Here is a 25,842-nt window from a genome sequence, read left to right on the forward strand (position 1 = left end):
CCATGTCCAAACAGGTCACTATTGAAAATGCCCTCGCGGGAGGCATCGGCCTCCCCACGGGCGAGGTTGTCCCCGGCCACGGCTCCATCGCGGTGGAGCCCGAGATCTGGGATGCCTCGAAAGAGCACCCCGTCGTTGCGGCGCTCGTCAAGGATGGGTCTCTCATCATCGACGGCAAGGGCAAGAAGAAGTCGGCGCTCGGCGAGCGTGATGAGAACGGCGATACCGAAGAGATGGCGGAGATGCGCAAGCGTTTCGACGCAAGCTACTCTGCTCTTCAGTCTGAGCTTCAGGCAGAAAAGGCCAAGGTCGCTGATCTGGAAAAGCTGATCGCTGATCGCGGGGCCTCAGGCCAACCGGCAGCGCTCAAGGCTGAACATCATGGCGGCGGCAAGTTCAACGTCACGCAGGGTGAAACCATGCTGTTGTCGGGCCTTTCCAAGGCGGATGCCGATGCTTTCAACGCAATGAGCGATGAAGACAAGGCCGCATACGTAGAGGCATCCAAGAAGTAACGAATAGCCCGGCGGTTTTCCGCCGGGTATTCCTTCCAGAGGATGGAAGATGGCCTACACCACCCCGACTCCAACAACCTTCAAGACCCGCCATCCGGAATTCGCGCCGGTGAGCGATACCCTGATCCAGTTGATGATCGACGATGCAGTGGCAGAGGTGGGCGAGACGTGGGTCGAGAAGGACCGCGCCCGCGCTCAGATGCTTCTCGTCGCTCATTGGCTGACGATCGAAGGCGAGCCGGGCCGCACCGCATCCGGCCAAGGATCGGCAGGGACGGGCCTTGTCAAGCGCCGCAAGGTTGGCGACGTCGAGACGGAGTTCGCCACTCCCGGCGGATCGTCGGGCGGAAGTGCCGCGAGCGGCTACATGCTCACGGCATACGGGCAGGAATACTTGGCCATCATGCGCCGGAACTTCCCGGCCGTGGCCGTTGTCTGAGGAGACAGCCATGAAAGTGACGAACAAGGGCAAAGAGCGCCAGGGCGTCCACACCACCAGCGGCGTCGTGTTCATTCATCCCGGTAAGAGCCGCGATGTCGAACTGACCGAGGCCGGGGAGAAGCTGGTCAGGGCCTCGCAGGACCTGTCGATCGACGGCCGCACGCGCAAGGTCCCCGAAACGCCCTCCGAGCCTTCCGAGCCTTCCGAGGCCAGCCAGGCGTGAGTTTCACGGTCGATGTGGTGCGCCGCCGGCGTGTCGATCTGTCGAAGATCCAACTCAGCTTGCGCGGCCCGAAGAAAGTAAAGGTCGGCTTCCCTTCCGGTGAGGCCGACAGCGACAATATCCAGAAAGCCGTCTGGAACGAGTTCGGCACGCGCGGCGGGGCTTCCGGCGGTGGCTGGGGCGGCCCGGTACCAGAGCGGCCATTCCTCCGCAATGCCATGCGGGACAACAAGGGCAAGTATCGGAACGGCATGCGAGCGTCGGCGGCCAAGCTGCTCACAGGCAAGACGTCGATCTCGGTCGTGCTGGCGAAGCTCGGGATCATGGCGCAGGGCGATGTGCAAGAGAGCATCACGTCGCTCCAGTCGCCGCCGAACAGTCCGACGACCATTGAACTCAAAGGCTCAAGCAATCCGTTGATCGATTCCGGCGAGATGCGCGGCGCGGTGACCTATAAGGTGTGGGACGGATCATGATCGACGTTGCCATTGCCATCGACGGGGAGGCCGTCAACGTCATCCGGAGTCGGAGCGGTGGTGCCTACAACGATGATGGGGAGTGGGTGCCGGGTGCGGCTGCAAGCGTCACGATCCTCGCTGCCATTCAGCCCGTGAAGGGCAATCAGCTCATGGACATGCCGGAGGGTATCCGCGCGGAGGCCGGCTGGATGTGCTGGAGCCGTTCGGACATCGTTCTCGACGACGTGATCACCCACAAGGGCGTGCGCTACCGGGTTCTGTTCGTGTGGCCGAGGGATGAGGGGGCGTTCTATCGCGCTGCGCTGGGGAAACTGGCATGACCAATGATCAGGTCCACAGCGCCGTCGTCCGCTGGGTCAAATCCAAGACGGGAGCGGCCACGATCAAGGCCCATCAGTCCGGCCCGACGCCGGCTCTGCCTTATGTGATGGTCAACGACACTGGCACCGCAGAGGTACGGCGCTGGCACCAGCAGACGGAATACACCGAGACCGATGCGGAGAACTCGGCCGGCGAGAAGATCGTCACGGCGTATCCTGTCATCGAAATGGAATGGCGGTTCTCCGTCCATGCTTACGGCCCCAGCCCGACCGATCGGCTTCGGCCGATCGTATCGGCCATGAAGGTATCGCAGGCCATGGAGCCGCTTATGCCAAGCCTGCACGTTCATGAGGTCTCAGCCATCCGGGACGTACCGGACTGGATCAACAATGCATGGCAGCCCCGCGCTCAGATGGACATCATCGTTCGCGGCATCATCCGTGACAGCGTCGGCGAGGTCGACGTAATCGACGAACACAGCTTCGAAATCGCTCGGGCTGAATAACCCCTGAAAACCCAACCAGAAAGGAAATCGCCATGGCGGTGATCCCTTATTCGCGCGTGGTGGACGTCTCTGTCTCGCGCAATGACGCTTTCCCCAGCCGCCGTGGCTTCGGGACGCAACTCATCATCACCACCGAGACGGTGGCGGGAAAAGTCGACACGACGGCCCGCACCAAGGCCTACGGCTCGATGGAAGAGGTCGCCACCGACTGGGCGCCGACCACCAGCGCCTACAAGGCCGCGCTCTCGGCGTTCTCGCAGAACCCGCGCCCGCGCTTGCTCAAGATCGGCCATGTCGCCGACGATGGCACGATGACGGGCCCGGAACTGACCGCTCAGCTCGATCTCCTCTATGCCTACGACAGCGACTGGTATTTCCTCACCATCGCGGCCAATCTGCGCGACGTGGCGGCCCTCTCGGCCCTCCTGACCTGGATCCAGGCAAAGCCGAAGCTCGCGATCATCGACAGCAACGATGACGACACCGAGAACCCGGCTGCTACCACGTCGATTGCTGCGGCGAACAAGGGTGACTTTGATCGCGCCGGCGTGTTCTATCACACGACGGCAGACGTTTATCCCGCTGCTTCGCTCGCTGCGTACATGCAGACCCGCAGCTTCGATGAAGCGAACACGGCCTACACCGCCAAGTTCAAGTATCTGCCGGGCATCCCCGCCGTGAACATCGGCTCCGCTGCGCTCACCGCCGTTACGGGCTTCACGCCCGGCGTCGGCCAGTCGGAAGCCGCCGGCCATATGGCCAACACCTATATCGACATCGGCAGCCGCAACTTTGTCGTCGAAGGCTCGACCCTCACGGCAAACGTCTTCCTCGACGAGATCCACGCGACGGACTGGATTATTGCCCGGACAGAGGAGGAGATGCTGGGCATCTTCCTCAATAACCCGCGCGTCCGCTTCGACGACAGCGGCATGCAGGTCTTGGCCGGCGCGGTCCGCACGGTCATGCAGCAAGCCATTCGCGCCGGCATCGTCGCCAACGACCTCAACCCGGAGACGGGCGATTACGAGGCCGCGGTGCAGATCACCGTTCCGAGCGTCTTCGACGTGCCGGAAAGCCAGCGCAAGGCCCGTATCGCGCCGAACATCGAATGCCGCTTCCGCTATGCCGGCGCGGTCCACTATGCCGTCGTCCGCTACCAGATGGCATTCTAAGGAGGCCTGACCCATGGCACTTACTTCCGCATATGGATTCATCAATACCGCCAACACGGTCGATGGCCAGATCATCCAGGGCCTCTGGGACGGTGACGATGCAATCAGCATCGCGCCGATCGCCGACAAGGGCACCATGCTCATCGGCGCCGACGGCTCGGCCCTGTTCTCCGTCTCAGCCAACCGCGGCGCGACGATCACGCTCCGGCTGCAGCACACCAGCCCGACGCACCGGCTGCTCCAGCAGAAGCTCAAGCGCCAGCAGGCTCTTGCTTCGCCGGCAACGGCATTCCCGGTCACCGCCTACGACACGTCGAGCGGCGAGGGCGGGACGGCAGACAAGTGTTTCATCCAGACCGCGCCGACTGACACGAAGGGCGCGAATGCCACGGTTCGCGAATGGGTCCTCGTGACCGGCGAGTTCAATGCGGAGATTCCGAATGGCTGAGCGTAAGATCCGGAACATGGAAATCCGGGTTGACCGGCCCCTTGCATCTGAGGCGCTGCGCCTGCAAGCCCGGCTGATGCGTGCGGCCGGCGGCGTGGCCGACCAGCTGCCCGACCTTATCGGCGCGATTCGGTCGGCCCAGAGCGAGGAAGCCAAGCAGGCGGTCGGCGTCAAGTTCATCGGGGTGCTCACCGGCGTCTTCGAGGGGCTGGAGCCCCACGAATTCGCTCATCTGGTCGGCGATATAGTCGGGCTTGCCAAGCTCAAGCGTCCGTCGGGGCACTACGAGACAATGGACCTCGACGGGGACCTGTCCGAAGACTTCGGCGCCATCATCCCGGTCGTGGCCTTCGTTCTGAAAGAGGTGTTCGGGGATTTTTTCTCCGCCGCGCCGGGCAGTGGCAGCCGCGGGGTGGCGGGAAGGGCCTGACCAATGCCGAGGTCGGGCGCATAGCCCCGAACCTCAACATGTGGCTGTGGCGGCCGATCCTTGCAGACCCGCCGATCTATACTCAGGCCGATCTAAGGCAATGGGTCACGCTTCAAGACGTCATGGACGCTCATGAAGCGCTCGATCTGAAGGGGGCGATGCAGGAAAAGAGCAAGGATTAGTCGCAGCGCGCGCCGCGCACGACACAAGGCCACTCGAAGATCCCGGCCCATATCCCGGCCCTCGCTGCTTCTGCCTCACGCTGCTCAGCGGCATACCGTCCCTTGCTGTATTTCGGCCAGTCGATGGCGTGACCGTTGCGGACCAGCCATCGGTTCACGTCGGTTCCGTCTGCACGGGTGCAGATTGCCACGATCCGGTTGCGGTCTCGCCCGGTCCTCTTGCAGGAAACCGGCCGAGATTGGGCGAGGAACGCGTCTAGCGCTTCGGCTGAGGTCTTGCCGCAGCGGTAGGCTTCTCCGGCGCTGTTGAGGCATCTCTGCCTGCTCTCGGGCGCATCAATACCGTCGAACCGGATGCGGACGCCTTGGATATCGATCGTGTCACCATCGATGACAGAGGCGCGGCCGGTTATGTCTTCTGCTGCAAATGCGGGGCCGGCGAGGGCGAGAGTGATGACTAACCCTTTGAGCATTGGCTCCTGCCAAGTTCGGTCATTTGGTCGTTTGATAGCGCTGCGGCATCCAGGATTCTGATCGTTATGTGTTCCCCTTCGGGCATGCCGGCCTCGCTCAAAAGCAAGCATACGTAATCTGCATATCCGTCTCGATTTGAGCCGTCATCGCGCACCGAGACCCATAGCGAAATTGGCTGAGGGAACATCGCCTCGATGACCTTCGGCTCTTCCTGGACCAGTGCGATGGCCTTCTCCCGCCAGTTATCCGCCGCGACTGAAGCCGCCGCAACCAGAAGCGCGAAGATAGCAAGTCCGAAACTCTTCATCGAAATCCTCCCATGGGTTGTGCCCATCAATATGGCTACTGAGGTCTGCAATCAATGATCGTTGACGAACTGGTCGCTATCCTTGGCTATGAGGTCAAGGGGCAAGACAAGCTGCGCTCGTTTACGCAGTCGATCGATGATGCTGCCCGGCGGCTCGCCACCTTCGCGGTTGCGGCCGGAACGGTTGCTGCAGCGGCAGCGGCTGCGCTTGGCAAGTCGGTCATCTCCACCACGGCCAAGTTCGAGAGCTTCCAGGCCACGCTCGAAACCGTGGAAGGTAGCGCCGAAAAGGCTCGTGCATCGCTCGACTGGATCAGCGACTTCGCGAAAAAGACGCCGTATGAGGTGGAGGAACTGACCTCCGCCTTCGTCAAGCTCCGGGCCTACGGCATGGACCCGACGAACGGGCTCATGGAGGATCTTGGCAACGCTTCATCGGCAATGGGCAAGCGCCTGATCGATGCCGTCGAGATGATCGCGGATGCGTCCACCGGCGAGTTCGAGCGCTTGAAGGAGTTCGGTATCCGCGCCAGCCAGGCGGGCGACCAAGTGACGTTCTCGTGGACCGAGAACGGCAAGACCCTCACCAAGACGACAAAGAAGACCGGCGAGGAGATCACAAAGTTCATTCAGGAGCGCTTCGGCCAGCGCTTCTCCGGCGCCATGGTTCGCCAGTCGAAGACCTGGAACGGGATGATCTCGAACCTGTCCGACACATGGACGGATTTTCAGCGCCGGATCGGGGAGGCGGGGTTCTTCGATGCCGTCAAAGGGCAGCTCGGCCGCGCCATCAACTTCCTGAACCAGTTGGACCTTGATGGAACGCTCGACCGGTGGGCCAAGTCTTGGTCTGCGGCTTTCGTATGGATCACCGATGCCATCGCCCGGTTCGGCTGGAGGCTTGCTGCGCATTGGGGCACGATCGCCGAGCTGATCGAGGAGCATAAGGGCGTCTGGGAATCGCTCAAGTGGGCGCTTCTGGCGATCGGCATACGCCTTTTCCCTGTCGTGTCACTGTTCAGCGCGCTCGCCTTGGCCGTCGACGATTTCCTCACCTACCTCCGCGGCGGTGATTCCGTCATCGGCGACTTCGTGGACTCGCTCGCCAACTTCCTGGGTGCTGACCCCGATGCGGTCGCCTCTGCAATCACCGCTATTGGGACTGCGGCGCTCGGGCTTTCTGGTGCCGCCGCAATCTTGGGAACGTTCACCGGCGCTGTCTGGCCTCTGGCGGCTGCCCTCGGGGCGTTCTCGGCTGCATTCTACCTCGCCAAGAGCGGGTTCGACTATCTGGCCAGCCTGGACGCCAAGGGCGCTCAGGTGAAGGCCGTCGACAACCCGCGCTCGAAGCCGGGCTATGTCGAAGGAGGCCACGGCTACGATAAGGAAGGCAAGTTCATCTACATGGACGGAAATCGCCGGGTGGATAGGCCCGACGAGAACCCGACCGCAGGCTTCACCAAGGATGCGCTCGACTACAAGTTCATGCTGCAGAACCTTGAAGAGAACCGCGCCAAGATGGAGGGCGGCGCATCCGCTGCGGCGGTCACCAATACGATGGCTGACAACCGAGATCAGCGCGTCAACGTCGGCGGCGTGAACGTCGTAGTGAACGGCGTGGCAAACGCGTCTGCTGCTACCGGCAACGCTGTCGGGAATGCGATCGGCAACGCCACCGCCGGCGCAGCGCGGGCGTCTCGGTTCGAGAAGGACGATGCTTTCTGATGTCCTCCATCATCGCCTTTTCTACGAGCATCGGCCCGGTCCCGCTCGACTGCGTGATTTCCGAGAAGCCCAGTTCCGAACTGGACATCACCGAGATCGCCATCGAGACCGGAGCCAAGATAACCGACCATGCCGTCGTGATGCCGAAGAAGGTCGGGCTGGAGGTCGCAAGCGGGAATGCGGCCGCCACCTTCGCCGCTCTGGTGGCTTTTCAGGAATCGCGTGTGCCATTCACGCTCGTCACAGGGCTGAAGGTGTTCAGCAACATGCTCGTGAAGGGAATCTATCCCGAGCGGGATGCCGGTTTCTCGTCCGTCTTCCGGGGCAGGGTGGAGCTGCAAGAGGTGATCATTGTCGGGACGGCTTATGCGGCCGACCCGGAGGGCGACAACAGCGAGCGCGGTAACCCCGGCGGCAAGAAGAGCACCAGGTCAGCGCCGGCCACGTCTGAGCGGGCCAAGGGCGGCGCTACACCCGATCGGGCGTCACAGACCATCCAACGCGGCGATGCGGGCGTGGTGTCTGCCATGCCGGCCGATCAATCCTACCTTTCGAGCTTGGCGGGCAACTGATGGAAGTCTTTCGCGTCATCGATGCGGCCGACCAACAGTTTGGCACGATCATCAACAACCGCCGGGTGACGATCCGGCTGCGGTATAACCCGACGTCTGAGCGCTGGAGCTTCGATCTGGCCATTGACGATCTGCCTGTTCTGCAAGGCCGGCGCATCGTGACGGGCGTCGATCTGCTGGCGCCGTTCAATCTCGGCCTTGGAGTAATCTTCGCCGCGGCCGTCACGCCGGGCGCGGTCGCGGATCGGCAGGCGCTGCCCGCAGGAACGGTGAAGCTCTTCCATGCCTCTGATGCCGAACTGGCGGCGGCCTGATGCTTCAGTACCTGAGAAAGGTGAGGGCCTCGTTCAACGGCGGCCTGGTCATCAATCCCGGCCTGGTCTCAGTCCATGAGATCAAGATCGAGTTCTCCATCAGCAAGGGCATATCGTCCTCGCCAAACTCAGCGGAGATCAAGCTCTACAACCTCGCCGAGACCACGCGTAACGGGATGGGCAAGGAGTTCGACGCCATCACGCTCGAGGCTGGCTATATGCCGCCTGCGGGTATGGCGGGCCCTGGAGTTCTCAACTACCGACGAAACGAAAACGGCGTGTACGTATCGGATTTCGGCAGAGTGGCGACGGAGTATTCCGGCAATGTAGGCATCATCTTCAAGGGCGCGGTTCGCGACGTCGAGCACAAGCGCGAGGGGACGAACATCATCACCACGATCGCCTGCGGGGATGGTGATGCCGCTTTCCGCAGGGCGACGATCAGCAAGAGCTACCCGTCCGGCACGCCCGTCAAGGACGTGATTGACGATATCGCGAAGCAGATGGAGGCCAAGGGCCTCAGCCGCGGCGAGTTCAAGTATCCCGAGGCACTGGAGGGCAAGACCTTCAAGCGTCCCTATGCGGCTTGCGGCTCCTGCGTGCGCGAACTCGACACGATCGGCCGGGGCAACGGCTTCTACTGGTCGAGCCAGAACGAAACCCTTGAACTGGTCCCAAGTGACGGCTTTGTCGGCACGGTGGCGCTCATTACGCCGGAGACGGGCATGATCGGCACACCGGCCATCACCGACAACGGGGTGCGCGTCTCGGCCCTCCTGAACCCGGAAATCCGACCTAACAGGCGGGCGCAGATCAAGAGCCAGACGCTCGAAATGAATGCTGCCGATGGGATGTATCGGGTCTCGGAGTGCACCTACTCCGGCGACAACTACACCGGTGAGTTCAAGGTCGACATTACTGGTGAGGCCATCAAGGGCGGCAAGGTAGACGAGGGGATCAAGCGCTGATGGTTGGCCTGCTCGGAAAGACCACGAACCTCTCGCGCGACATCACGGGCCAGCAGGCGCAGGCCGAACGGGACAGCATGTGGGGGCCGATCCCTGGCGAGGTTCTGTCGTTCGACGCTTCCAAGGGCACCGCGACCGTTCGTCCGCTCTACAAGCCGCTGCACAACGGCCAGAAGGTCGACATGCCAGATCTTTACGAGGTGCCGGTTGACCAGCCGCGCACCAACGGCATGGGCATGACGTTCCCGGTGGCAGCCGGCACACGGGTTATGCTGGCGCCCCAGATGCGGGCGATGGATGACTATGAAGAAGGCGGAGACGGCGGCGCATATGACGCCAGATCCTATCACCTGTCCACAATGCGGGCCTCGCTCGCCGGCGGCGACAGTCTCGCATCCCCGCTTGAGAACGCGGACGCTGACAACTTCCACCTGAGGTTCAACACGTCGGGCACGTTCGGAATGAAGGGCTCGCCCGACGGCAAGTTCCAGCTCAACGGGGCCGAAGGGAACCTCTTCGACATCTTGGCGCAGGTGGTTGAACTGCTCGGCAATGAGACGACGACGGTGTCGGGCGGCTCATCGGCAGGCATCTGGCCGCTCACTCATCAAGGTCAATTCGCGGCGCTCGCCGCCAAGCTTCGAGCGATGGTCCTATGACAGCGGTTCGCATCGGCCTCGCGATCGATGAGGCAACAAACGACCTGTTCCTGCGCGCCGACGGCAGCCTTGCGGTCGTGACGGATGCGGAAGCGGTCGGCCAGCACGGGCGGCAGCGCCTCCAGACCTATTCCGGTGAGTGGTTCCTTGACACGACCTGCGGCGTCCCGTGGCTCGATCAGATCCTCGGCAAGGGATACGACCCGGCGCTCGCCGAAAGCGTTGTGAAGGCTGAACTGCTTGATACCGACGGCATCGAGGAGATCACGTCCTTCTCTGTCGCCTTCGACCGGCCGACGCGGGGCCTGATCATCCGCGGCATCAATGTTCTGACCATGTTCGATGAAGAGGTGGCCCTATGACCGACTATGGCGTGCTGCCGACAGGCTTCTCGCGCAAGCCGCTCACTGTGACGCTTGCGGAGATCGAGGCCGCCCTGGTGACCGAGTTCGGTCCCGGCGTGATCCAGACCCCTCAGTCACCGCTCGGTCAGGTCAACGGCCTGATGGCCGAGATCATCACGAAGCTATGGGAGCAGGCAGAAGACATCTACCAGTCCTATGACCCGGATCAGGCAGAGGGAACGCGGCTGGATACCCTCGGCAGCATTCGTCTTATCGGGCGAGGGACAGCCAACGATGAGGAATACCGCCGCGCAATCACGAATGCCGGCCAAGCCCGCATCGACCTGCAGGATATCACGCGAGCAATCGCGGCCCTGGACGGTGTGACTTACTCCCATGTCTGGGTCAATGACACGGGCGAAGTCGACGAGAACGGCATGCCGGCCGGCTCCATCTGCGTTGCGGTGACGGGCGGTGAAGGGGAAGACATCGCCAGGGCAATCCGGCAGTACATCGTGCCAGGCGTGACCATCTTCGGAACTGAGATTGTCGAGAGCGTAATCGACGGCTACTGCCGGTCCTTCCGCATCCTTCGCCCGATCGATGTTCCCGTGGAACTGACGATCACCGTCCGCACGCGCCGCGATGCCCTCGGCTGCCCGCCGCCGGCCGCATCGGCGATCAAGGCGGCATTTCTCTCTTCGATCTTCCTCCTGAATGGGGAGGATGTGTCCTACTATCGTGTCCGGTCCATCATCGAGAGCCTGTTTTCCAACGTCGAGGTGGTTTCCATCAACGGGCAGAGGGATGGAATTTCGCAGGGCGACAACCAGGACGTCGACATTGCGTTCATCGAGCGCGCATCCCTCGCCGCTGATGACGTGGCGGTCGTGGTGGCTCCCTGATGGCGTGCGTCGATCCTGATGCGATGGTCGAGGACGGAATCAACAAGGTCCTCACGCAGTATCGCGAAAGCCCGAAGCTCCTCCACATGATCCGCACCTACATGAGGAAGGTGGCGGAGATCCATACGGCGATTTGCGATCTGCCGAGCCATTTCGACCTCCAGTCGGCCGTTGGTGATCAACTGACACTGATCGGCAAGCGCATGGGTTTCCCTCGCTGCCACTGCGTGTGCGACATCCAGCCCGTGTATGGCTTTGCTTGCGAGGGTGTTCCGACCGACCGGCCGATCATAGGCCCGTGCGAGGTTGGCTCGTGGGAGGGCTGCGGTGAGGACGGCATTTCGGAGATCTGTATCGACGATGACGAGATGTACCGGAAGCTGCTCATCTCTCGATCCTTCCAGATGCAGTCGCGTTACAGCCTCGAAGACCTGACCGCCTCTTTACAGGTTCTCTATGGGGAGCAGGCGGCGGTTCTCGATGCCGGCAACGGACGTGTGGTCCTCGCTCCATTCCGTGAACTCAGCGAGGCCGAGACGGCCATTCTGCAAATCGTGCCTCGCGCGCTGCCGCTCGCGCCAGGCATCGTATCCCGCTGGCACTTCGGCACGTTCCTGGTCGCCGGGTTCGGCGAAGGCTGGGGCGGCCCCTGCGAGGATTGGGAAGCCGACGGCCTGCCTCTGGCGACCGAGGCGGGCGACATTCTCGTCACCGAGGGTGGCGAAGAACTTTGGACCGGCGCGCTTACGCGGGGCGCCGACATGATGTGCGAGATCGATCTCAAACCCTATTCCTGCTGATAAGGAACCTCGAAAATGGCTGATTTTGACCCCCCGTTCGCCTGGGATGGCGAGCGGCGCGTGCCCACTGCTGATGAAATCCAGAGCGGAATCGGCTGCGGACCGTTCAGTCTGCCCCTGTGGAACTGGCTGCTTTGGTCTCTCCAGTCCGAAATTGGCCACGTCATCACCTTCAATGGGTTGACGCCGGACAACGGCGATATGGAACAGTTGAGGAAGGCAATTCAGGCCCAGATCGACGCCTCCACCGGCGGCGGCGACCCTTCGACCTACCTGACCCTGCTTCAGGCATCGTCGCGGCTTCCGATCTTCCCGGAGGTGCAGAACACAAACGGTCACTTCGGGGTCATCACGCCGGCCACGGGGCAGGTGCGTGTGCCCGCCGGCGTCAACTTCCTGCACCGCGGCATCTCGCCGTACGCAACCGTACAGACGGACTTGGCCACAGATGCGAGCAAGACGTACCATCTCCGCTGGAACAAGACGGATGGGTTCTCGCTGAAGGACTTGGCCTCTGGGACGTACAACCCTTCCACTCTGGCAGAGGCCAACGCGTCTTTCGACACCAGCTACGACGATATGCTTGTTGCCAGGGTGATCACGAACTCCAGCAACGTCCCCACGATCACCAATCTGGTTAACCGTGAACGCCTCGCCATGCAGGCCCTCGTCACAGGGACGAATGGTCGGGACGTGGGGCAGAACGCGGCGCGTTTTGATTTCGATCAGGCCATCAACTGGGCGCGTACTCCGAAGGATTTCAACTTCTCGCTTGCATCTATTGCAGCGAACAATGTCTCGGGGTTCCCCCCCGATTTCGTGATCGGCGCAAAGACGAGTGGCCCCCCGAGCCCGACGGCGTTCGATGTGAACCGGTACCGTCTGTCGCAGACCGTCATGTACGACTATTCGAACGGGCTTTCCATGCAGTTTTCTGCGAGGGCATAAGGCATGGCAATCACCATTGAAGACCTGAGCCCTACGGCACTGCCGAGCCGCACGCACGTCGTGCCGGCCATGAAGGATGGCATAACCGTCAAACTGACCGTCGGGCAGATCCTTGACCTTGTCATTGATGCCGCGCCAGGCGCGCTGGATACCTTGAACGAGCTGGCGGCCGCACTTGGAGACGATCCCAACTTCGCCGCGACCACTGCTGCCCTCATCGCAGCAAAGCTGGACAAATCGGGCGGCAATGCGCTCGATCTTACTCTTTCGCCGTCGGCCGCGCCGACGAAAAAACTCGCTTTCAGCCTCGCGGCCATCACTGCAGGACAGACCAGAACTATAACGATGCCCGACACCGATGTTGATCTGAAGAAGGTCGGCATCAACGCAATGGCTGCTCAGATTGCGACCGGAGTAGAGACTGCCCTGAGCTTCCCGAGCATCCCGGCCGGCGTGAAGCGCATAACGGTCAGCTTTGTCAACTTCAGCACGAATGGCACGAGCAACCCCGTGGTTCAGCTTGGGACATCAGGGGGGTATGCTGCGACCGGATATGTCGGGTCTGCATCAAATGTCACCGGGTCGTCTGTAACATCTAGCAATCTGTCGGCCGGCTTCAGAACCCAAAACAGTGTTATCGCGGCAACAACATTCCAGGGGCAAATGATCATTACAAGGGTTGCAGGAAACTCTTGGGCTTGCGTCAGTACTGTTGGGTCTTCAGATACGACAGCCACTGGACTGTGCGGCGGCTATATTGCTTTGGTTGGAGAATTAGACCGCCTCAGAATGACGACGGAAGGCGGTTCAAACACTATCGACAACGGATCTATCGTCAACGTTCTTTACGAGTTCTGATTATGAACATCACGCACGAGAATGGATACCAGCGGATATCAACCACTCCAATCATCCCTCGTGGTGCGCCGGGAGAGTGGGACGACTACTTTGTCTATAGTGCGGCTGTCGTCCGCGACGATAACGGCGTTCTCAATCTCTTTTACTCTGGAACCCGAAATGTCGGCGCGAACCCCCGCCTAGAGGGGAGCATCGGACGTGCCACATCTGAGGATGGCCTTGTCTGGGCCAAGCAGGGCAAGGTGATAGACAAGGATGACGTGCCGGATCTCGGGTTGGCGCCCTTTTCCATCCTTCGGATCGATGGCGTCTATCACCTGTTTTGCGCAATCTTCAACGGCGGGGCAACGACTTACAACAGTTGCGTTCTGACATCGATGGACCTTGAAAACTGGTCCTACGTCGGGAAGCTCACAGGCATTGCGGCACGGGCTCACTCCCCTTGCGTATTTGAAGATCCCGCGAACCCCGACAAGCTTATACTCTTCTATACCTCTATGGCCGAGAGCCCCGGACCCCGCATCATGCGCGCGTATGCGGATAAGTCGGACCCCACGTCATGGACGTCCGATACTCAGGTTACGGGTTATCCGTCGATTTACCCTTCAGTGCGCTGGACAGGAGATCGATTTGAGATGTTTGTCGCCATCCCGGTCGACCTGTCCGTTTCCACGCTGCAAGGCTACACAATACACAAGACCGCAAGCGTCGATGGCGCTTCGTTCCCTTGCCCATCGATATGGTCAGCGATCATCCCACGCGGCTCGTCTACCGCCTTCGATTATCGATACACGACCACTCCGTTTGCGTTTGAGGACTGCATATTCTACTCAGGGCGAGCCGCCGATAACCTTGGGTATAGGGGCATCGGATGCGCCAAACTGCAACCGATAGGAAGCCCAATTGAATGGGACTGGACGGCGGCCGGCGTAGGCCCGTGGTCAATCGCAAAATCGGGCAGCTTCGGATTGAGACTGGCGGCGGGGAGTAAGGGAAGGCCTAGCGTGTACTCGCATGGTGTGGGCCGCGACAAGGCCTACGAGATTTGGATCTATGACGATATGACATCCGTCAGCAACTTCCAGAACACGTTCAGGATTACGGACAAGATCAGCGGGAAAGATATCGTTCTCGGAATTTCCACAAACAGTTCTGCATCAAAATATGTCTACCGGCTTCATGGGTCTGGAGCCTGGGTGGCCACAGCCAAGTCAAGGTTTCTTGGGTGGCACAAGCTGTCCTTCGAGGTAGCCGACAATGTGGCAATGAAGGTTGACGGCGACCTGGTGGTAACTGACACCACCTTCGACACGGCTGCGCCCTTCGTTATTTCAGTTAACGGGTACGATTCCGGAACTGCCTATATCGATGATTTCAGCGTGAGCATGCTGTAAAAATCCGGATAGATGAAGACCCGCCGGTCGATTCACGATATTGCGGGGTGAGGGAACAATCATAGTAGGGCGGAACTATGCTTACTCAGGCGCCACTCATTGCATGGGCGACAACGATCTCGGATTACATCTCTCAGCGGGTGGATAGAGTCAGCCGCTCGCGTTTGAAGGTGTTGGCAGGCTCACTGGCGATTTTTTACGCCGTTAACACTTTCGGTGGCATCCATTTCGGACCTTCGTGGCTCTCTCTACTTGTCTTGTTGGCGTGTATCGCTCCTGGCATCTCCGTCGGTATCAGGTCGCTGCCTAGTCCTTTCATAGTGGTTTGCGCGTCTGTTAACTTCTGCTGCGTGGCGTACTTGATCGGTATGCATGCCACTTACGACATCGGCCTTTCGGGAATTTTGAACTCGGTTTGGTTGCCCGTCTTGCTTGGCGTGCTAGGATTTGCACGGCCTGCTCTAGGATGTATTCCCGCCACGGCAGCGTTTTGGTCGAAGCTGCATACAAACGCGGTTACGGGGCTGGGAGCCCCGTGGAGTGCTGACTTCATAATAATGCCTGATCTCGCATTGTACGTGTCCCTGTTGCTATCCGTCTACTGGTTGAGCAAAAGGTACCGAATTTCGGATGCTGCGGTCCTTGAAAAAAGCCAGTTCTTCAACAGCGCGGTCATCGTGATGGCAGGTGTTCACCTGTCGAACTATTTTCACTCGGGATGGCTCAAGCTCTTCCTGTCTGGTGGCTCGCTTTTAACTTGGGTAACGGAAAATCCAACTTTCATGCTAGCAATCCATGCATCGGATGTCGGAGGATTTACCGTACTGAATATGATGCAGGATCAAGATTGGCTGGTTCCTGCACTCGTTTGGTCAAATATACCGCTTAACGCCTTCGTCTTGGTCATTCAACTCTATTCGTTGTTATGCTTGTTATCTCTTCGCCAATCTGCGTGGTTAACATCGCTTTACGATATTATGCACTTTGGAATATTCCTACTGACAGCAATATTCTTTTGGAAATGGATGATACTAAACTTTGCTTTTGTTTATGCATTTAGCCGGATGCGGTTAAAGGACGGCCCCACATTTTCAATCAGACTTTTCGGATGCGCTCTGGTTCTGGTAGCGCCGTTACTGTCATTCAATATCGTTAAGCTTGCTTGGTTTGATACCGGCGCGATCAACGATGCTCACTTTGAAGTCGAAACGGCTTCCGGCTCCATCCTGAGGGTGCCTTCAAACTTCTTTTTGGAGAAGTCGATCAACGTGGCGCAACAGCGCATTGCCCGTCCCGTTAACGGTTTTCTGCCGACAAAAACTTGGGGAACCGTGGGCCGTGATGACGTTAGGAGGAAGCTCGACGAAGCATGCCCCGCCACAGCGAGTGAGTGGGATCTGCCAACCGAAGACCTCAACAGGATCTCGAAGGTTGTCCAGATGCATCATTACCGAATGCTCGGTCTTGCTAGCGCCGATGGTCATCCGAAGTACAACATTTATCCACACCACATTTGGTCTGCGCCATGGCTGTTTCCGGACTTTGATAATATCGACCTAAGACAGGTGAGAAAGTACTTCTTTGTCGTGACGAGTCGATGTGTGTCGGTAACGCCGTCGGGCTATGTATCGCGGACCGATGTGAAGACCGCGCGATACGAGATAGCGCTCTGACGGGAGGCGGTTGTGTCTGAATTGAAAGTTCGTTTCGCGCCGGTGCTGGTGGTCGCGGCCCGTGCTCACCGCTGGTTCGCTGGGCGACCGGCCCTATGTTCGATCCTAGCGTTCGCATTCATCGCGTATTTGGATTTTTCCGCCTCTTTTGGGCGATCTATCGCTGCATCGTTCGGCGGTGACATGACTATGATACTCACGCGGGCGGTCGCCGACTTGAGGCCGGAGGTGTATGCAAACGACTTTGTCTTCTCGTCGCCGCAGAATTACACTTTCTACACAAACGCCTCAGTTTACCTTTTCCAGCTTGCGGACTACTTGCGGGGAGGAGGCGTCGGATTCGAGTATCATGTGTTCGGCGCGATCGTGACGTTCCTATTTCTGTTCGGTTGGTACCGGCTTTTTCAGGAGGTGTCGCCGAGCCACTGGTGGTCGGTCTTATTTGCGCTAACCGTCGCGGTCGCGGTGCCTATGATCGTAGGGGATTATTGGGGCCTCTACAATGAGCCACAGCCCCGCGTCCAGTTCTCGACATTACTTCCCTTCTTGCTTCTGCTCGGCATTCGCGCTCACACTGACATTCGCCTTTGGCTGGTAACATTTGGGTTAGCTGGGCTGGGGATGTGGATACATCCCGCCTCAGCGCCACCGGTTGCACTCTCGCTCATGTTTGCTATGGGGCTGACCTCGCTTTGTTCGGCTGGTTTTTTACGAACGGTCTGGCTGTGTGTAATAAGTGGCGCGGTCTTCTTGACGATCGCGCTGCCCAACATGTGGATGTACTATTCAAGCATATCACAGGCTGCTACCGGCGCCGATCCGTCCATCGTGCGGGAAGCTTTGCTCATGCGATATGATCAAGGGTACTCCGAGCCACTGCAAGGGATCTGGACGCTATTTTCGCGTGCACTGTCTGGCCCTCGAGTTGCACTACTCGCAATCTTCGTCGCCGGTGCGTGTTTGGCCGCCGCGCGGCGGGATAGGAAGGCACTCTTTGTCGTGGTGTTTGGGCTAGGGCTCGTGCTTTTTGGAGGGGGCATTCCTGTCGCTGAAGATATTTTAGCTAGGCTCAGCGACCGAGCTCCCTCGCAGTTGGATCTTATTCGGTCTCTTCGATACCTAGTGCCTGTGCTTCTGTTCGTGTCATTTTGGGCTTGCGCCGCCGTGGTGCGAGGAGCAGCACTCCGGTCGAGCGTTCCGATTGCGCTACTGGTGATGTGGTTAGCGGCGGCATACTGGCCACCGATCTGGCCTCAGAGCCGCAGTGTAGTGCAGGGCTTGAAATGCCTAGTGCGCTTCCAAGTCGTGTGTCGTTCAAACACAAGCGATCCCCTGGAGCGTGTTATGGAGTTTGCCCGATCCACAAGCCCAGATACAATGTTCTTCTCTCCGGACCAGGGGCCAAGGATTCGAGCATTTGCAGAACGCCCTCTTTCCTTCGGCTGGAAGGATATGGGCTGGCTAGCGTACTCGAATCACAAGCTGTTCGCTGAGAAGATAGATTTGCTCAGCCGATACAAGGAGCTAGCCGCTCGTCCCGCTGGGCCGCAGACTACTTCGCAATGGATACAGTTCGGGAAGGAGACAGGAGCAGACTATGTAGTTATTAGGAATGCATCGAGCCTGTCCGAGCCAGTCAAGGTTGCTTTTTCCGCTGGCGTATACACCGTTTTTGATCTATCCGACACCGAGTAGATCACTCGGCTGGGGCGCCGCATGAAAATCGCATATGTATGTTCTGGGCCAGTGCCGTCTCTGGCCGCTAATAGCGTGCATGTTATGAAAATGTGCGCAGCCATGGCCGAGAACGAGCACCAAGTTACTCTACTTTCGCCAACGTATCAGGCGGATCGGGCAAAAGTTCGAGTGCGCGATGTCTTCCGGCACTACGGTGTCAAAAGAAGCTTTCGTCACGTAACGATACCGTCTATTCGACTCCCCCGAGTTGCTGTTAGATCGCACCGGTTCTTCCTACGAAGCATTCTTCGCTTAATGCGGCCGGACCTTGTGTACACACGGGTTCCGGAAGCTGCGCTGCTTGCTGCTGACCTTGGGCTGCGAGTTATTCTTGAACGTCATGACACGTTTTCTGAGGAGTCGAAACGCTACGCTACCATCTTCGAGGCGGTCGCCCGGCATCGGAACTGCGTGGCTATCGTCGTGATCTCGCATGCGCTCAAAACTGAACTTTCTAAGCAGTTTTCCCTTCCTGGTTCCTGCTTCATAGTGGCCGCCGATGCGGCTGACCGTGTCGACGACGTGAAGCCACTGCTTTTTGAAAGTAACAGGCCCCGGGCGGGGTATGCCGGGCATCTTTATTCCGGCAAAGGTATCGAGGTGATCGATAAGCTCGCGCGAAGCATGCCTGATGTCGACTTTCACATCTTGGGTGGGACTGCCGACGACATCGCCGCGCAAAGTGCGCGCATGAGTGGATTATCAAATGTCGTATTCCATGGTCATCTTCCGCCAGTGATGGTGCCGGAATATATTAAGGCTTTCGATGTTCTGCTTGCTCCGTATCAAGAGAAAGTTTCAGTTTCCGGGGGCCGGGGTGATGTATCAAGATGGATGTCACCGCTAAAAATCTTTGAGTACATGGCTAGTCGTCGCCCGATGGTAGCATCAGATCTCCCAGTCCTGCGCGAGGTGCTTAACCACGAAGTAAACTGCTTGCTCGTACCGCCCGCTGACTACGATGCATGGGAAGCTCAGGTAAGACGGGTTCTTGACGACGCGGTGCTGGCGGAGGGTATCGCCGAACAAGCATATTGCGAGTTTCTGGAGCGTTATACTTGGAAGGCTCGCGCTGAGAATATTTTGCGAGCGGTAACCCAGGCGGAGAAGAGCCTTGAGGTTCAGGCGGCTTAACTACGCCGCCTGCTCCTCTTACTTAATTGCGCCCATCCATTCAGCCTCTTCAGCCTCGCCGGCATCCATAGGCCGCGTTTCCCACTTCCCGGCACGCCAACGCCTATAGGTGTAAACGCCATTCTCTCGCCAGCTAAACCAGCGGCCGAATAGACGTTCCATAAGCCAGTTGAACATGACGACCTCGTGAAGTTGGTCCGATTGTAAGCCATCCCGCCCCCACATTCAATCAAGGACATCCACCCCGCCTGTTTCAGCAAGGGTCCGCATCCGTGCGGCCTATGCCGGCGCTCGACCAAAGGAATCCACATGGACAGAAACTTCCGCGAATGCCTTTCCCGCGTCCTGAAGCACGAGGGCGGATGGGCGGACAATCCCAAGGACCCCGGCGGCGCTACGATGAAGGGCGTCACCCTGACCAACTTCCGCCGGTACGTGAAGCCGAACGCGACGAAGGACGACCTGCGCAAGATCAATGATGCCCAGATCGAGACGGTTTACCGTCGCTTCTATTGGGACGCTGTAAACGGCGCCTCTCTTCCTGACGGTATTGACATGGCGGTTTTCGATTACGCCGTGAACTCCGGCCCATCAAGGGCGGCGAAGGCTCTACAGAAGATTGTGGGCGTCCCGCAGGATGGCAAGATTGGCCCGGCCACGATTTCGGCCATCAAGAAATCACTGCCAGCGACGACCATTCACGCCATCTGCGATGAACGCCTTGCCTTCATGAAACGGGCCAAGGGTTCGGCTGGCGCGCTCAAGGGCAAGCTCCTGTGGCCTACCTTCGGCAAGGGCTGGCAGAGCCGCGTTGACGAGGTTCGCAAATTCTCCCTGAGCCTGTCGGGCCGTCCGACTCCGGAAAACCCGTCGATTATCGAGAAGAAAGTCCACGTCGAGGTTGAAAAGCCCGTGGTCCCGGAGAGGGTCGAAACCAAGGTCAAGGAGAAATCCGACCTCTGGACGAAGCTGACGGCTGGCGGCGGCGTGTTCACGATCCTGACCGGATGGCTTTCCGGTGCTGACTGGCAGGCTATCCTTGCCGGCGGCGTGGTCCTTCTCGTCGTCCTCCTCGTCCTGCTCCTCCTGCGCAGCCAGATCATTGCCGCCGTTCGGCAGATCAAGGCGGAGGTCGGTTCGTGATTGACTGGTCGAAGATCATCCTTGGCGCCGCGGCGGCCTGCGCCCTCATCTGGCTTTATGCCGAGATCCGCAACCAGGGCGCCGATAGCATGCGCACCTCCATCGAAAGGCAGAACAATGACGCACGCAACGCGGCTGACGATGCTCGCAGCGCTTATGACCGGTGCCTTGATGGCGGCGGGCTGTGGAACTTCGGGGCCGGCCGATGCGACGGGCCTACGCCGCGTCGTGGGGACTGATCTCGTCGGCGCGCGTGGCGCGACGCCGGCGGATCAACGCAAGATCGATCGCACCGTTGTCGGCCTTTGCGCCGGCGGCGTGTGGAGCGTAGGCGAATGCCGGCGGCATGGTGAAGCGGGGCAGTGATGGAGGATAAGACCATGGGCATATCCAGAGCGCCGAAGCTTGAATGGAACCTCAATACACTCCTGCAACTCGTCAGCCTCGCGACTTTGCTGGCGACGGGCATCTATGTCTGGGCCAATACGACGCGGGACGTGGAAGAGCTTCAACGCTGGCGCATGGGGCACGAGCAGTATCACAAGGAGCGCCTGGCCGAGGTGAAGAGCGTCGAAGGGCGCACCGAGGAGCGCTTTCGCTCGATCGAAAGCGAAGTCAGGAAGATCGATAACCTGACCTATCGCATCGCGGCGGCCGAGCAGACCACGGCGACCACATCAGCGGCGATCAAGGATTTGCAATCGCTGGTGTCGGCGCAGTCCGGGGATATCAAGGTCATTCGAGAAATCTTGCAGAGGCTGGAGGCCGGGCAGCGACGTGGCGCCGAGAGGGAATGAAAAACCCCGCCGAAGCGGGGTTATCAATGAGCGGCGTGCGAGACTTAGAATTTCACACCCAAGCCCAACTTTACGACGCTCTGGTCGAGATCGACGTTGATGATGCCAGGACCGACGTCGATGTCCTTATCGCCGAAGTGATTGTAGCGATACTCACCACGGACAAAGACGTTGTCGGTAACCGCATACTCGACGCCTGCGCCGATGGTCCAGCCGCTAAAAGTCTTCGAGAATTCCTGGCCCGACGGAATGTCCTTGACGAATCCGCGTGTCGCGGTCCAACCGCCGGCGCCGTAGACGAGAGCGCGATCGATCGCAAAGCCGACGCGGCCTCTCACCGAGCCGCCCCACTCTGTGCCAGCTTCTACGCCTGCGAATTCTTGGTCATTCCAATTATAGGAGACATCGCCCTCGATGCCGGTCACGAAGCCGTTCGAGAACTGCCAATTGTAGCCGACAAAGCCGCCAAGCGTTGCGCCGTTGAAATCTTCGCTCACGGTAGTGCCGAGCGCACTGAAATCACCATTCAGCCAGCCATGACCGATATCGGCGCCAACATACGCGCCGGACCACTGAAACGGCATGGCATAGTCAGCTTCTGGAGAGGTCATCGGGGCCGCCATGTCAGCTGCGTGAGCGGTCAACGCGATAAGAGAGAATGCAACTGTCGAAAGCAAAACGTTACGCATCGGTCGAGCCCCAGGTTGGAGTGTGTTGATCTATTGTTACTCTCAGTGAGCCATCTTTGCTGTAGCCGGCACGCAACAGTTGTTCTCGCAAATGAATTCGAGTTCACCCATTGCGGATGAATACGTCGGCCTCATCGGCGGCCAAAAGAAAGGCTTGCCGCGCGGCATCTGGCGGCTCACGACCTTCCAACACGGCGAGGCATACGTCTTGCGCCTCAGCATAAGCCTTGCCGGCGGCGCTCGGCCATTGCGAAATCAAAACGTGCGCTGCCTCCGCCGCACTCGATATCGTTCTGTACTGACCGAGTTTGGCGGTCTCAAACGTCACCGGCTCTTCCCATCGACCCGTTTCCATACTTCACCTTACGCGAGACTAGTCGTGGTCGCGAAACGGTAGTGCGAGGTAGTTGTTCCGCCGCCTCTGCTCATACGATAAAGTGAATAAGCGGGTGGGCACGCAGCTCAGTCGAGTGCCGTAGCGAGAGCAAGCCTCCGTTACGTCAATGGGTTGTATTGCGCTGCAACACATATATATGCGTGTAACTGTTAATCTGTCATTAATTGGGATTGATCAACTCTAGATACGCTGTAACGTAAAGTTGCAGTAATCGTCTTGGAGGAGATGTTCTCATGGATAATGCGGTTGTGAAATTGCGCGTGAAAGCTCCCGTGGAGAATAGGCCCGTTGTTCGCAGGCCGGATCCGACTCCCGAGGAAAACGTCGCATACACGGAGACAATGCTTCGTGAGCTAAAGGATAAGGCGATGGAATGCGACTGGTTGCTCGCGCACTTCATCGAAATGGCGTGGCTTCATGCCACTGACCTTCGTGCGAACCCTATGAAGATGCAGCGTCATCGGAAGTGACGTCGGAATCCTGTTTCGGCAGCTCGCCGCCACACGAATTTTCGAGGGCATCAACGACTGCGAGATGTTCTTTCAACTTCTCAAGTGATGCCCTCGCATCGTCTCCCTGAAGGGCTGAGACGCGAGCAACGCCAAGCGCCAGTCGCGTTTGAGCTTCCTTTTTCGTCCGATGCGGCATCGTCTGACCTCGACGTCCAGAACCTGAGAAACATTGTCAACAAAATTCCATTAAATCGTCCGCGCGTCAAACGTATTCCCTCGATCGCGCGGCTCTTTTTCAAGGTGTCTGAACGTGACGGGATACCTTAAGCGGGCGATTTAGGCGTGTCCTCGGCTGGATCATCGCCCCACAAATCCGAGTTAGGATGCGCCGGCATTTTCGCCCTGTAGAGTCGTTCAAATTCTTCTTTTGTCTCCGCGGCGGTTTTGCCGTCGGAGAAATTTTTACGAACCAAGGCCATCGCCGCTTTGAACAGTTCCGTATCGGCATTGTCGTTTGCACTGGACATGACTGCCTCCATATGGATGTACCGCATATACCGACTATTTTATGGACGCGCAACTTCTGGTGGCGACAATTTGCACGGCTTTGGCGAGTACTTCGGTCGATCGGCGGTCATAGCCCAAGGTACGCCGTGAGCACGAACCACACTACCGCGGCATTGATGGCTGAGGCGGCAAACATCGCCCACATTGCTTGCGTCTTCCATGCGAGCAAGGCAACCACGACGCCCACGGCGGAAATGGCGTAGGCCATTGTCACAGGAAGCTCGGCTGCTCGAGTTCTACCGGCAGCAGGATAAGCCCGTCATCGGGGAGCGGCCGCTGCAAAGCCTTTGCTTCGTCCCATGGCGCTCGCATCCAGACATCGCGCTCTTCGTCGGTCGTGAGGATCACGGGCATTGCCTTGGGGTGGATCGGCTTCACGACGCTGTTTGCGTCTGTCGTGAGGAAGGCGAAAAGCTCATGCTCACCCGGCCTCGGGTTCTTCTGCGAGCCGCGCTCGCCGTTCCATGTCGTCCAGATGCCGGCGAAGAACGCCAGCGGCCGTTCCTCGTTGATGGCAAACCAGCGTTTGGTCTTCTTCGGCCTGGTGTCTTCCCACTCGCAGAACGTCGTCCACGGGACGAGACAGCGGCTGTTGGGCCCCAACCACCGGCGCCAGTGAGGCGACGTTGTGTTGCGAATGTTCGTTACGCCTCTTTCCGGCTTTCCCTGGCTTACGGCGAAGGGCTCGGGCATGCCCCATGTCAGCGCGACCAACTCCCGGCCATCTTTTCCCTCTCGGACAACGGGGGCGGGGGAATCGGGGAAGACATCCAGCGACGGCTCCAGGTTCCCGAGTCTGTCGTGCATCACTCGCGTGATTTCGCGGAGGGCTTCCTGGTTCGTGCGGACATTGTAGAGATTGCACATGCTACTCTCCTAGTAGGAGGCCGAACAGTCGGACGATCCCAACCACCACGCTCATTCCAGCGCATACCAGGAAGAGCAGCATAACGGCCCAGAACCCGATTTCGCGCAGCATAGGGTGCCTCCAGATGTCTGGAAGATAAAGCGGCAGTCTCAGGCCGGCAAGGCTCCTCCGGTGCGGGCCGATCCCGGCTCCTTGTACGGATAGTGAGCCCAGCACCACCAGCGTACGGGCTCGCCCCTGGAGCGGGCCAAGCCATAGCCGCCCCATTCATTGCAGCCGGGGTGCTCGCAATAATGCTCGTCGGGGGCGTGTGGGTGGGTGTCTGTCTGCTCGGTCGCCATATCGGCGGTGTATGTGAGTCTCGACATCGGGTCACCACCTCACGGGCTTATTGGCGAACTTCCCCTTATACCAGAAGTGCCATTTGTGGCCGCGGCCGCGCTCGCGTGGGTCAAACCACTCGCCGCCGAAGTGCTGCAAGAATGCCTCAGCATCCTCTCGTTTTGAAAAGCAATAGACCTGATACCATTCATCTTCCCATATAACGCTGTGACCGCGAGGGCAGAGGGATAGGTTGGCACAGAACGCGTCTATCACATCGCTTTGCTTGCCGGTGCCGAGCGAGTGCAAGCGTGCGATCTGGAAAGGCCAGTCACGGTCAACGCCTGCGGGGGTGAGTTCGCCCTTCCTATACGCCATCGGGCCGTTCTGCACTCGGATGCCAGCCCCGCGTGAAGCCGGCGCCCATCGCCAGGGTGGCAAGATCGAGCTGCCAGCGCAGATAGGCGCAGTCGGCAATCAGGGTGGCGATCGCCGCCCGCGCATCGCCGTCGTGCCAGGCGAGCGCTTCATCGATGGCGCATATAGTTTCGGGTCGCGTTTCGAGCGGGCGCACGTCGTCTTCTCCTGTGTCTATGCCACAGCAGGCATCATATTGGTGGGTTCAGAGTAGCGGCCGCATCGCCGGTTTGTTCTCAATATGTTCTAATCTGAACTTGAGTCAACAGGGCTTTGGGTTTTGATCGCCTAGCTAGGCAGCCTGTCCTTGTTTGACGCTGTGCTGCATATGGGCTGCCCCTTGCCACCGCATTTAGTGCACATGTATCGCCGGCCAATAGCCGGTTCGTGCGGAGGGAACTGCGTTAGGTCAAGCTCGACCTTTCGATTGCACGGGACGCAGTAAACGGTGACGTCCATACCCAGTGCTATCATTTCGGCCCAGGTACCATTTCCAGGCATGCGGCATCTCCTTCGAAGGGCCGCATCCCTCGTTCTTCATGTGTTCACGTTCCGCCCGAGCCGGTAAATGATCCTGAGGAAGGAAAGAGTCAATAAGCGCCGCCAGAACATATTCGGAACCTCTGGTGGGACTCCGGTGGGACTTTAGGTTCCCACCG

35 protein-coding genes are annotated in these 25,842 nt (G+C 59.3%); 27 read left to right on the top strand and 8 right to left on the bottom strand.

Annotated features, from left to right (window positions below; genetic code table 11):
- The first annotated feature begins 2 nt into the window (after positions 1–2).
- From GR158_RS12255 to GR158_RS12295, 9 genes are read left to right on the top strand one after another with little or no spacing between them, the layout of a single operon-like run.
- Positions 3–515, top strand: coding sequence for a hypothetical protein (locus tag GR158_RS12255; RefSeq protein WP_160871310.1), 513 nt, complete (start codon positions 3–5; stop codon positions 513–515).
- Between the two features lie 49 nt (positions 516–564).
- Positions 565–954, top strand: a complete 390-nt coding sequence (locus GR158_RS12260; protein ID WP_160871311.1) for a DUF4054 domain-containing protein — start codon at positions 565–567, stop codon at positions 952–954.
- Positions 955–964: 10 nt separating this feature from the next.
- Complete coding sequence (locus tag GR158_RS12265; RefSeq protein ID WP_160871312.1) at positions 965–1,180, top strand: hypothetical protein; 216 nt, start codon at positions 965–967, stop codon at positions 1,178–1,180.
- Complete coding sequence (locus tag GR158_RS12270; RefSeq protein WP_160871313.1) at positions 1,177–1,656, top strand: hypothetical protein; 480 nt, start codon at positions 1,177–1,179, stop codon at positions 1,654–1,656. Before GR158_RS12265 ends, GR158_RS12270 begins: the two co-directional genes overlap by 4 nt.
- Positions 1,653–1,979: a hypothetical protein gene (locus GR158_RS12275; RefSeq protein ID WP_160871314.1), complete on the top strand. Its 327-nt coding sequence runs from the start codon at positions 1,653–1,655 to the stop codon at positions 1,977–1,979. Before GR158_RS12270 ends, GR158_RS12275 begins: the two co-directional genes overlap by 4 nt.
- Positions 1,976–2,485 carry a hypothetical protein gene (locus GR158_RS12280; protein ID WP_160871315.1) on the top strand — a complete coding sequence of 170 codons (510 nt, stop codon included), beginning with the start codon at positions 1,976–1,978 and terminating at the stop codon, positions 2,483–2,485. Before GR158_RS12275 ends, GR158_RS12280 begins: the two co-directional genes overlap by 4 nt.
- A 32-nt stretch (positions 2,486–2,517) precedes the next feature.
- A complete protein-coding gene (locus GR158_RS12285) occupies positions 2,518–3,660 on the top strand; it encodes a DUF3383 family protein (RefSeq protein WP_134652606.1) in 1,143 nt (380 codons plus the stop codon).
- 13 nt (positions 3,661–3,673) lie between these two features.
- Positions 3,674–4,108, top strand: coding sequence for a phage protein (locus tag GR158_RS12290; protein WP_134652608.1), 435 nt, complete (start codon positions 3,674–3,676; stop codon positions 4,106–4,108).
- Positions 4,101–4,538, top strand: coding sequence for a phage tail assembly chaperone (locus GR158_RS12295; protein ID WP_134652610.1), 438 nt, complete (start codon positions 4,101–4,103; stop codon positions 4,536–4,538). The genes GR158_RS12290 and GR158_RS12295 overlap by 8 nt, the downstream gene beginning before the upstream one ends.
- A gap of 178 nt (positions 4,539–4,716) precedes the next feature.
- Here the strand turns inward: GR158_RS12295 and GR158_RS12300 are convergent, their stop codons facing one another.
- Positions 4,717–5,193 carry a thermonuclease family protein gene (locus GR158_RS12300; RefSeq protein ID WP_134652612.1) on the bottom strand — a complete coding sequence of 159 codons (477 nt, stop codon included), beginning with the start codon at positions 5,191–5,193 and terminating at the stop codon, positions 4,717–4,719.
- A complete protein-coding gene (locus GR158_RS12305) occupies positions 5,178–5,501 on the bottom strand; it encodes a hypothetical protein (protein ID WP_134652614.1) in 324 nt (107 codons plus the stop codon). The genes GR158_RS12300 and GR158_RS12305 overlap by 16 nt, the downstream gene beginning before the upstream one ends.
- 54 nt (positions 5,502–5,555) lie before the next feature.
- On the opposite strand from GR158_RS12305, the gene GR158_RS12310 reads away from it, so the two are divergent.
- The 18 genes from GR158_RS12310 to GR158_RS12385 all read left to right on the top strand — a co-directional run bounded on the left by GR158_RS12310 (position 5,556) and on the right by GR158_RS12385 (position 21,472).
- Positions 5,556–7,226, top strand: coding sequence for a tape measure protein (locus GR158_RS12310; RefSeq protein ID WP_134652616.1), 1,671 nt, complete (start codon positions 5,556–5,558; stop codon positions 7,224–7,226).
- Entirely contained in the window at positions 7,226–7,798 is a 573-nt protein-coding gene (locus GR158_RS12315; protein WP_134652618.1) for a phage baseplate protein, read from the top strand. The genes GR158_RS12310 and GR158_RS12315 overlap by 1 nt, the downstream gene beginning before the upstream one ends.
- Complete coding sequence (locus GR158_RS12320) at positions 7,798–8,112, top strand: hypothetical protein (protein ID WP_134652620.1); 315 nt, start codon at positions 7,798–7,800, stop codon at positions 8,110–8,112. The genes GR158_RS12315 and GR158_RS12320 overlap by 1 nt, the downstream gene beginning before the upstream one ends.
- On the top strand, positions 8,112–9,080 hold the full coding sequence (locus GR158_RS12325; protein ID WP_160871316.1) for a hypothetical protein: 969 nt from the start codon (positions 8,112–8,114) through the stop codon (positions 9,078–9,080). Before GR158_RS12320 ends, GR158_RS12325 begins: the two co-directional genes overlap by 1 nt.
- Positions 9,080–9,739, top strand: a complete 660-nt coding sequence (locus GR158_RS12330) for a Gp138 family membrane-puncturing spike protein (protein WP_160871317.1) — start codon at positions 9,080–9,082, stop codon at positions 9,737–9,739. Before GR158_RS12325 ends, GR158_RS12330 begins: the two co-directional genes overlap by 1 nt.
- A complete protein-coding gene (locus tag GR158_RS12335) occupies positions 9,736–10,101 on the top strand; it encodes a hypothetical protein (protein WP_160871318.1) in 366 nt (121 codons plus the stop codon). The genes GR158_RS12330 and GR158_RS12335 overlap by 4 nt, the downstream gene beginning before the upstream one ends.
- Complete coding sequence (locus GR158_RS12340; RefSeq protein ID WP_160871319.1) at positions 10,098–10,988, top strand: hypothetical protein; 891 nt, start codon at positions 10,098–10,100, stop codon at positions 10,986–10,988. The genes GR158_RS12335 and GR158_RS12340 overlap by 4 nt, the downstream gene beginning before the upstream one ends.
- Complete coding sequence (locus GR158_RS12345) at positions 10,988–11,788, top strand: DUF2612 domain-containing protein (protein ID WP_160871320.1); 801 nt, start codon at positions 10,988–10,990, stop codon at positions 11,786–11,788. Before GR158_RS12340 ends, GR158_RS12345 begins: the two co-directional genes overlap by 1 nt.
- Positions 11,789–11,803: 15 nt before the next feature.
- Entirely contained in the window at positions 11,804–12,736 is a 933-nt protein-coding gene (locus GR158_RS12350; RefSeq protein WP_160871321.1) for a hypothetical protein, read from the top strand.
- Positions 12,737–12,739: 3 nt separating this feature from the next.
- Positions 12,740–13,594, top strand: coding sequence for a hypothetical protein (locus GR158_RS25145; RefSeq protein WP_202402263.1), 855 nt, complete (start codon positions 12,740–12,742; stop codon positions 13,592–13,594).
- Positions 13,595–13,596: 2 nt separating this feature from the next.
- Complete coding sequence (locus GR158_RS12355; protein ID WP_160871322.1) at positions 13,597–14,988, top strand: hypothetical protein; 1,392 nt, start codon at positions 13,597–13,599, stop codon at positions 14,986–14,988.
- Positions 14,989–15,065: 77 nt separating this feature from the next.
- Entirely contained in the window at positions 15,066–16,661 is a 1,596-nt protein-coding gene (locus GR158_RS12360; protein ID WP_160871323.1) for a hypothetical protein, read from the top strand.
- Positions 16,662–16,673: 12 nt separating this feature from the next.
- The gene (locus tag GR158_RS12365; RefSeq protein WP_160871324.1) at positions 16,674–18,356 is read left to right on the top strand and encodes a hypothetical protein; all 1,683 of its coding nucleotides are present in this window, start codon (positions 16,674–16,676) and stop codon (positions 18,354–18,356) included.
- Between the two features lie 84 nt (positions 18,357–18,440).
- Complete coding sequence (locus GR158_RS12370) at positions 18,441–19,532, top strand: glycosyltransferase family 4 protein (protein WP_256365812.1); 1,092 nt, start codon at positions 18,441–18,443, stop codon at positions 19,530–19,532.
- 309 nt (positions 19,533–19,841) lie between these two features.
- Complete coding sequence (locus GR158_RS12375) at positions 19,842–20,675, top strand: glycoside hydrolase family 108 protein (RefSeq protein ID WP_160871326.1); 834 nt, start codon at positions 19,842–19,844, stop codon at positions 20,673–20,675.
- Positions 20,672–20,914, top strand: coding sequence for a hypothetical protein (locus GR158_RS12380; protein WP_160871327.1), 243 nt, complete (start codon positions 20,672–20,674; stop codon positions 20,912–20,914). Before GR158_RS12375 ends, GR158_RS12380 begins: the two co-directional genes overlap by 4 nt.
- A complete protein-coding gene (locus tag GR158_RS25340) occupies positions 20,817–21,041 on the top strand; it encodes a hypothetical protein (RefSeq protein WP_246665650.1) in 225 nt (74 codons plus the stop codon). The genes GR158_RS12380 and GR158_RS25340 overlap by 98 nt, the downstream gene beginning before the upstream one ends.
- Positions 21,041–21,472 (top strand): hypothetical protein, encoded by a 432-nt coding sequence (locus GR158_RS12385; RefSeq protein ID WP_202402264.1) that lies wholly within the window; start codon positions 21,041–21,043, stop codon positions 21,470–21,472. The genes GR158_RS25340 and GR158_RS12385 overlap by 1 nt, the downstream gene beginning before the upstream one ends.
- Positions 21,473–21,516: 44 nt before the next feature.
- On the opposite strand, the gene GR158_RS12390 is transcribed toward GR158_RS12385, so the two are convergent.
- From GR158_RS12390 to GR158_RS12410, 6 genes are all read right to left on the bottom strand, one after another.
- A complete protein-coding gene (locus GR158_RS12390; RefSeq protein ID WP_160871328.1) occupies positions 21,517–22,161 on the bottom strand; it encodes an outer membrane protein in 645 nt (214 codons plus the stop codon).
- A 103-nt stretch (positions 22,162–22,264) separates the two neighbouring features.
- Positions 22,265–22,489, bottom strand: coding sequence for a DUF982 domain-containing protein (locus GR158_RS12395; RefSeq protein ID WP_160871329.1), 225 nt, complete (start codon positions 22,487–22,489; stop codon positions 22,265–22,267).
- Positions 22,490–23,333: 844 nt separating this feature from the next.
- Complete coding sequence (locus GR158_RS12400; protein ID WP_160871330.1) at positions 23,334–23,537, bottom strand: hypothetical protein; 204 nt, start codon at positions 23,535–23,537, stop codon at positions 23,334–23,336.
- A gap of 250 nt (positions 23,538–23,787) precedes the next feature.
- Entirely contained in the window at positions 23,788–24,444 is a 657-nt protein-coding gene (locus GR158_RS12405) for an SOS response-associated peptidase (protein ID WP_160871331.1), read from the bottom strand.
- Positions 24,445–24,817: 373 nt separating this feature from the next.
- Positions 24,818–25,144: a hypothetical protein gene (locus GR158_RS25260; protein ID WP_210253302.1), complete on the bottom strand. Its 327-nt coding sequence runs from the start codon at positions 25,142–25,144 to the stop codon at positions 24,818–24,820.
- Entirely contained in the window at positions 25,134–25,340 is a 207-nt protein-coding gene (locus GR158_RS12410) for a dehydrogenase (protein ID WP_160871332.1), read from the bottom strand. The genes GR158_RS25260 and GR158_RS12410 overlap by 11 nt, the downstream gene beginning before the upstream one ends.
- Positions 25,341–25,842: the final 502 nt, after the last annotated feature.

This window comes from Shinella sp. AETb1-6, assembly GCF_009826875.1.
Taxonomy (GTDB): domain Bacteria; phylum Pseudomonadota; class Alphaproteobacteria; order Rhizobiales; family Rhizobiaceae; genus Shinella; species Shinella sumterensis.

Excerpts from the sequence above, each read along its gene's own strand:
- GR158_RS12255 (WP_160871310.1), top strand. The coding sequence starts at position 3 with ATGTCCAAACAGGTCACTATTGAAAATGCCCTCGCGGGAGGCATCGGC.
- GR158_RS12260 (WP_160871311.1), top strand. The coding sequence starts at position 565 with ATGGCCTACACCACCCCGACTCCAACAACCTTCAAGACCCGCCATCCG.
- GR158_RS12265 (WP_160871312.1), top strand. The coding sequence starts at position 965 with ATGAAAGTGACGAACAAGGGCAAAGAGCGCCAGGGCGTCCACACCACC.
- GR158_RS12275 (WP_160871314.1), top strand. The coding sequence starts at position 1,653 with ATGATCGACGTTGCCATTGCCATCGACGGGGAGGCCGTCAACGTCATC.
- GR158_RS12280 (WP_160871315.1), top strand. The coding sequence starts at position 1,976 with ATGACCAATGATCAGGTCCACAGCGCCGTCGTCCGCTGGGTCAAATCC.
- GR158_RS12285 (WP_134652606.1), top strand. The coding sequence starts at position 2,518 with ATGGCGGTGATCCCTTATTCGCGCGTGGTGGACGTCTCTGTCTCGCGC.
- GR158_RS12290 (WP_134652608.1), top strand. The coding sequence starts at position 3,674 with ATGGCACTTACTTCCGCATATGGATTCATCAATACCGCCAACACGGTC.
- GR158_RS12295 (WP_134652610.1), top strand. The coding sequence starts at position 4,101 with ATGGCTGAGCGTAAGATCCGGAACATGGAAATCCGGGTTGACCGGCCC.
- GR158_RS12300 (WP_134652612.1), bottom strand. The coding sequence starts at position 5,193 with ATGCTCAAAGGGTTAGTCATCACTCTCGCCCTCGCCGGCCCCGCATTT.
- GR158_RS12305 (WP_134652614.1), bottom strand. The coding sequence starts at position 5,501 with ATGAAGAGTTTCGGACTTGCTATCTTCGCGCTTCTGGTTGCGGCGGCT.
- GR158_RS12310 (WP_134652616.1), top strand. The coding sequence starts at position 5,556 with ATGATCGTTGACGAACTGGTCGCTATCCTTGGCTATGAGGTCAAGGGG.
- GR158_RS12315 (WP_134652618.1), top strand. The coding sequence starts at position 7,226 with ATGTCCTCCATCATCGCCTTTTCTACGAGCATCGGCCCGGTCCCGCTC.
- GR158_RS12320 (WP_134652620.1), top strand. The coding sequence starts at position 7,798 with ATGGAAGTCTTTCGCGTCATCGATGCGGCCGACCAACAGTTTGGCACG.
- GR158_RS12325 (WP_160871316.1), top strand. The coding sequence starts at position 8,112 with ATGCTTCAGTACCTGAGAAAGGTGAGGGCCTCGTTCAACGGCGGCCTG.
- GR158_RS12330 (WP_160871317.1), top strand. The coding sequence starts at position 9,080 with ATGGTTGGCCTGCTCGGAAAGACCACGAACCTCTCGCGCGACATCACG.
- GR158_RS12335 (WP_160871318.1), top strand. The coding sequence starts at position 9,736 with ATGACAGCGGTTCGCATCGGCCTCGCGATCGATGAGGCAACAAACGAC.
- GR158_RS12340 (WP_160871319.1), top strand. The coding sequence starts at position 10,098 with ATGACCGACTATGGCGTGCTGCCGACAGGCTTCTCGCGCAAGCCGCTC.
- GR158_RS12345 (WP_160871320.1), top strand. The coding sequence starts at position 10,988 with ATGGCGTGCGTCGATCCTGATGCGATGGTCGAGGACGGAATCAACAAG.
- GR158_RS12350 (WP_160871321.1), top strand. The coding sequence starts at position 11,804 with ATGGCTGATTTTGACCCCCCGTTCGCCTGGGATGGCGAGCGGCGCGTG.
- GR158_RS25145 (WP_202402263.1), top strand. The coding sequence starts at position 12,740 with ATGGCAATCACCATTGAAGACCTGAGCCCTACGGCACTGCCGAGCCGC.
- GR158_RS12355 (WP_160871322.1), top strand. The coding sequence starts at position 13,597 with ATGAACATCACGCACGAGAATGGATACCAGCGGATATCAACCACTCCA.
- GR158_RS12360 (WP_160871323.1), top strand. The coding sequence starts at position 15,066 with ATGCTTACTCAGGCGCCACTCATTGCATGGGCGACAACGATCTCGGAT.
- GR158_RS12370 (WP_256365812.1), top strand. The coding sequence starts at position 18,441 with ATGAAAATGTGCGCAGCCATGGCCGAGAACGAGCACCAAGTTACTCTA.
- GR158_RS12375 (WP_160871326.1), top strand. The coding sequence starts at position 19,842 with ATGGACAGAAACTTCCGCGAATGCCTTTCCCGCGTCCTGAAGCACGAG.
- GR158_RS25340 (WP_246665650.1), top strand. The coding sequence starts at position 20,817 with ATGCTCGCAGCGCTTATGACCGGTGCCTTGATGGCGGCGGGCTGTGGA.
- GR158_RS12385 (WP_202402264.1), top strand. The coding sequence starts at position 21,041 with ATGGAGGATAAGACCATGGGCATATCCAGAGCGCCGAAGCTTGAATGG.
- GR158_RS12390 (WP_160871328.1), bottom strand. The coding sequence starts at position 22,161 with ATGCGTAACGTTTTGCTTTCGACAGTTGCATTCTCTCTTATCGCGTTG.
- GR158_RS12400 (WP_160871330.1), bottom strand. The coding sequence starts at position 23,537 with ATGTCCAGTGCAAACGACAATGCCGATACGGAACTGTTCAAAGCGGCG.
- GR158_RS12405 (WP_160871331.1), bottom strand. The coding sequence starts at position 24,444 with ATGTGCAATCTCTACAATGTCCGCACGAACCAGGAAGCCCTCCGCGAA.
- GR158_RS25260 (WP_210253302.1), bottom strand. The coding sequence starts at position 25,144 with ATGGCGTATAGGAAGGGCGAACTCACCCCCGCAGGCGTTGACCGTGAC.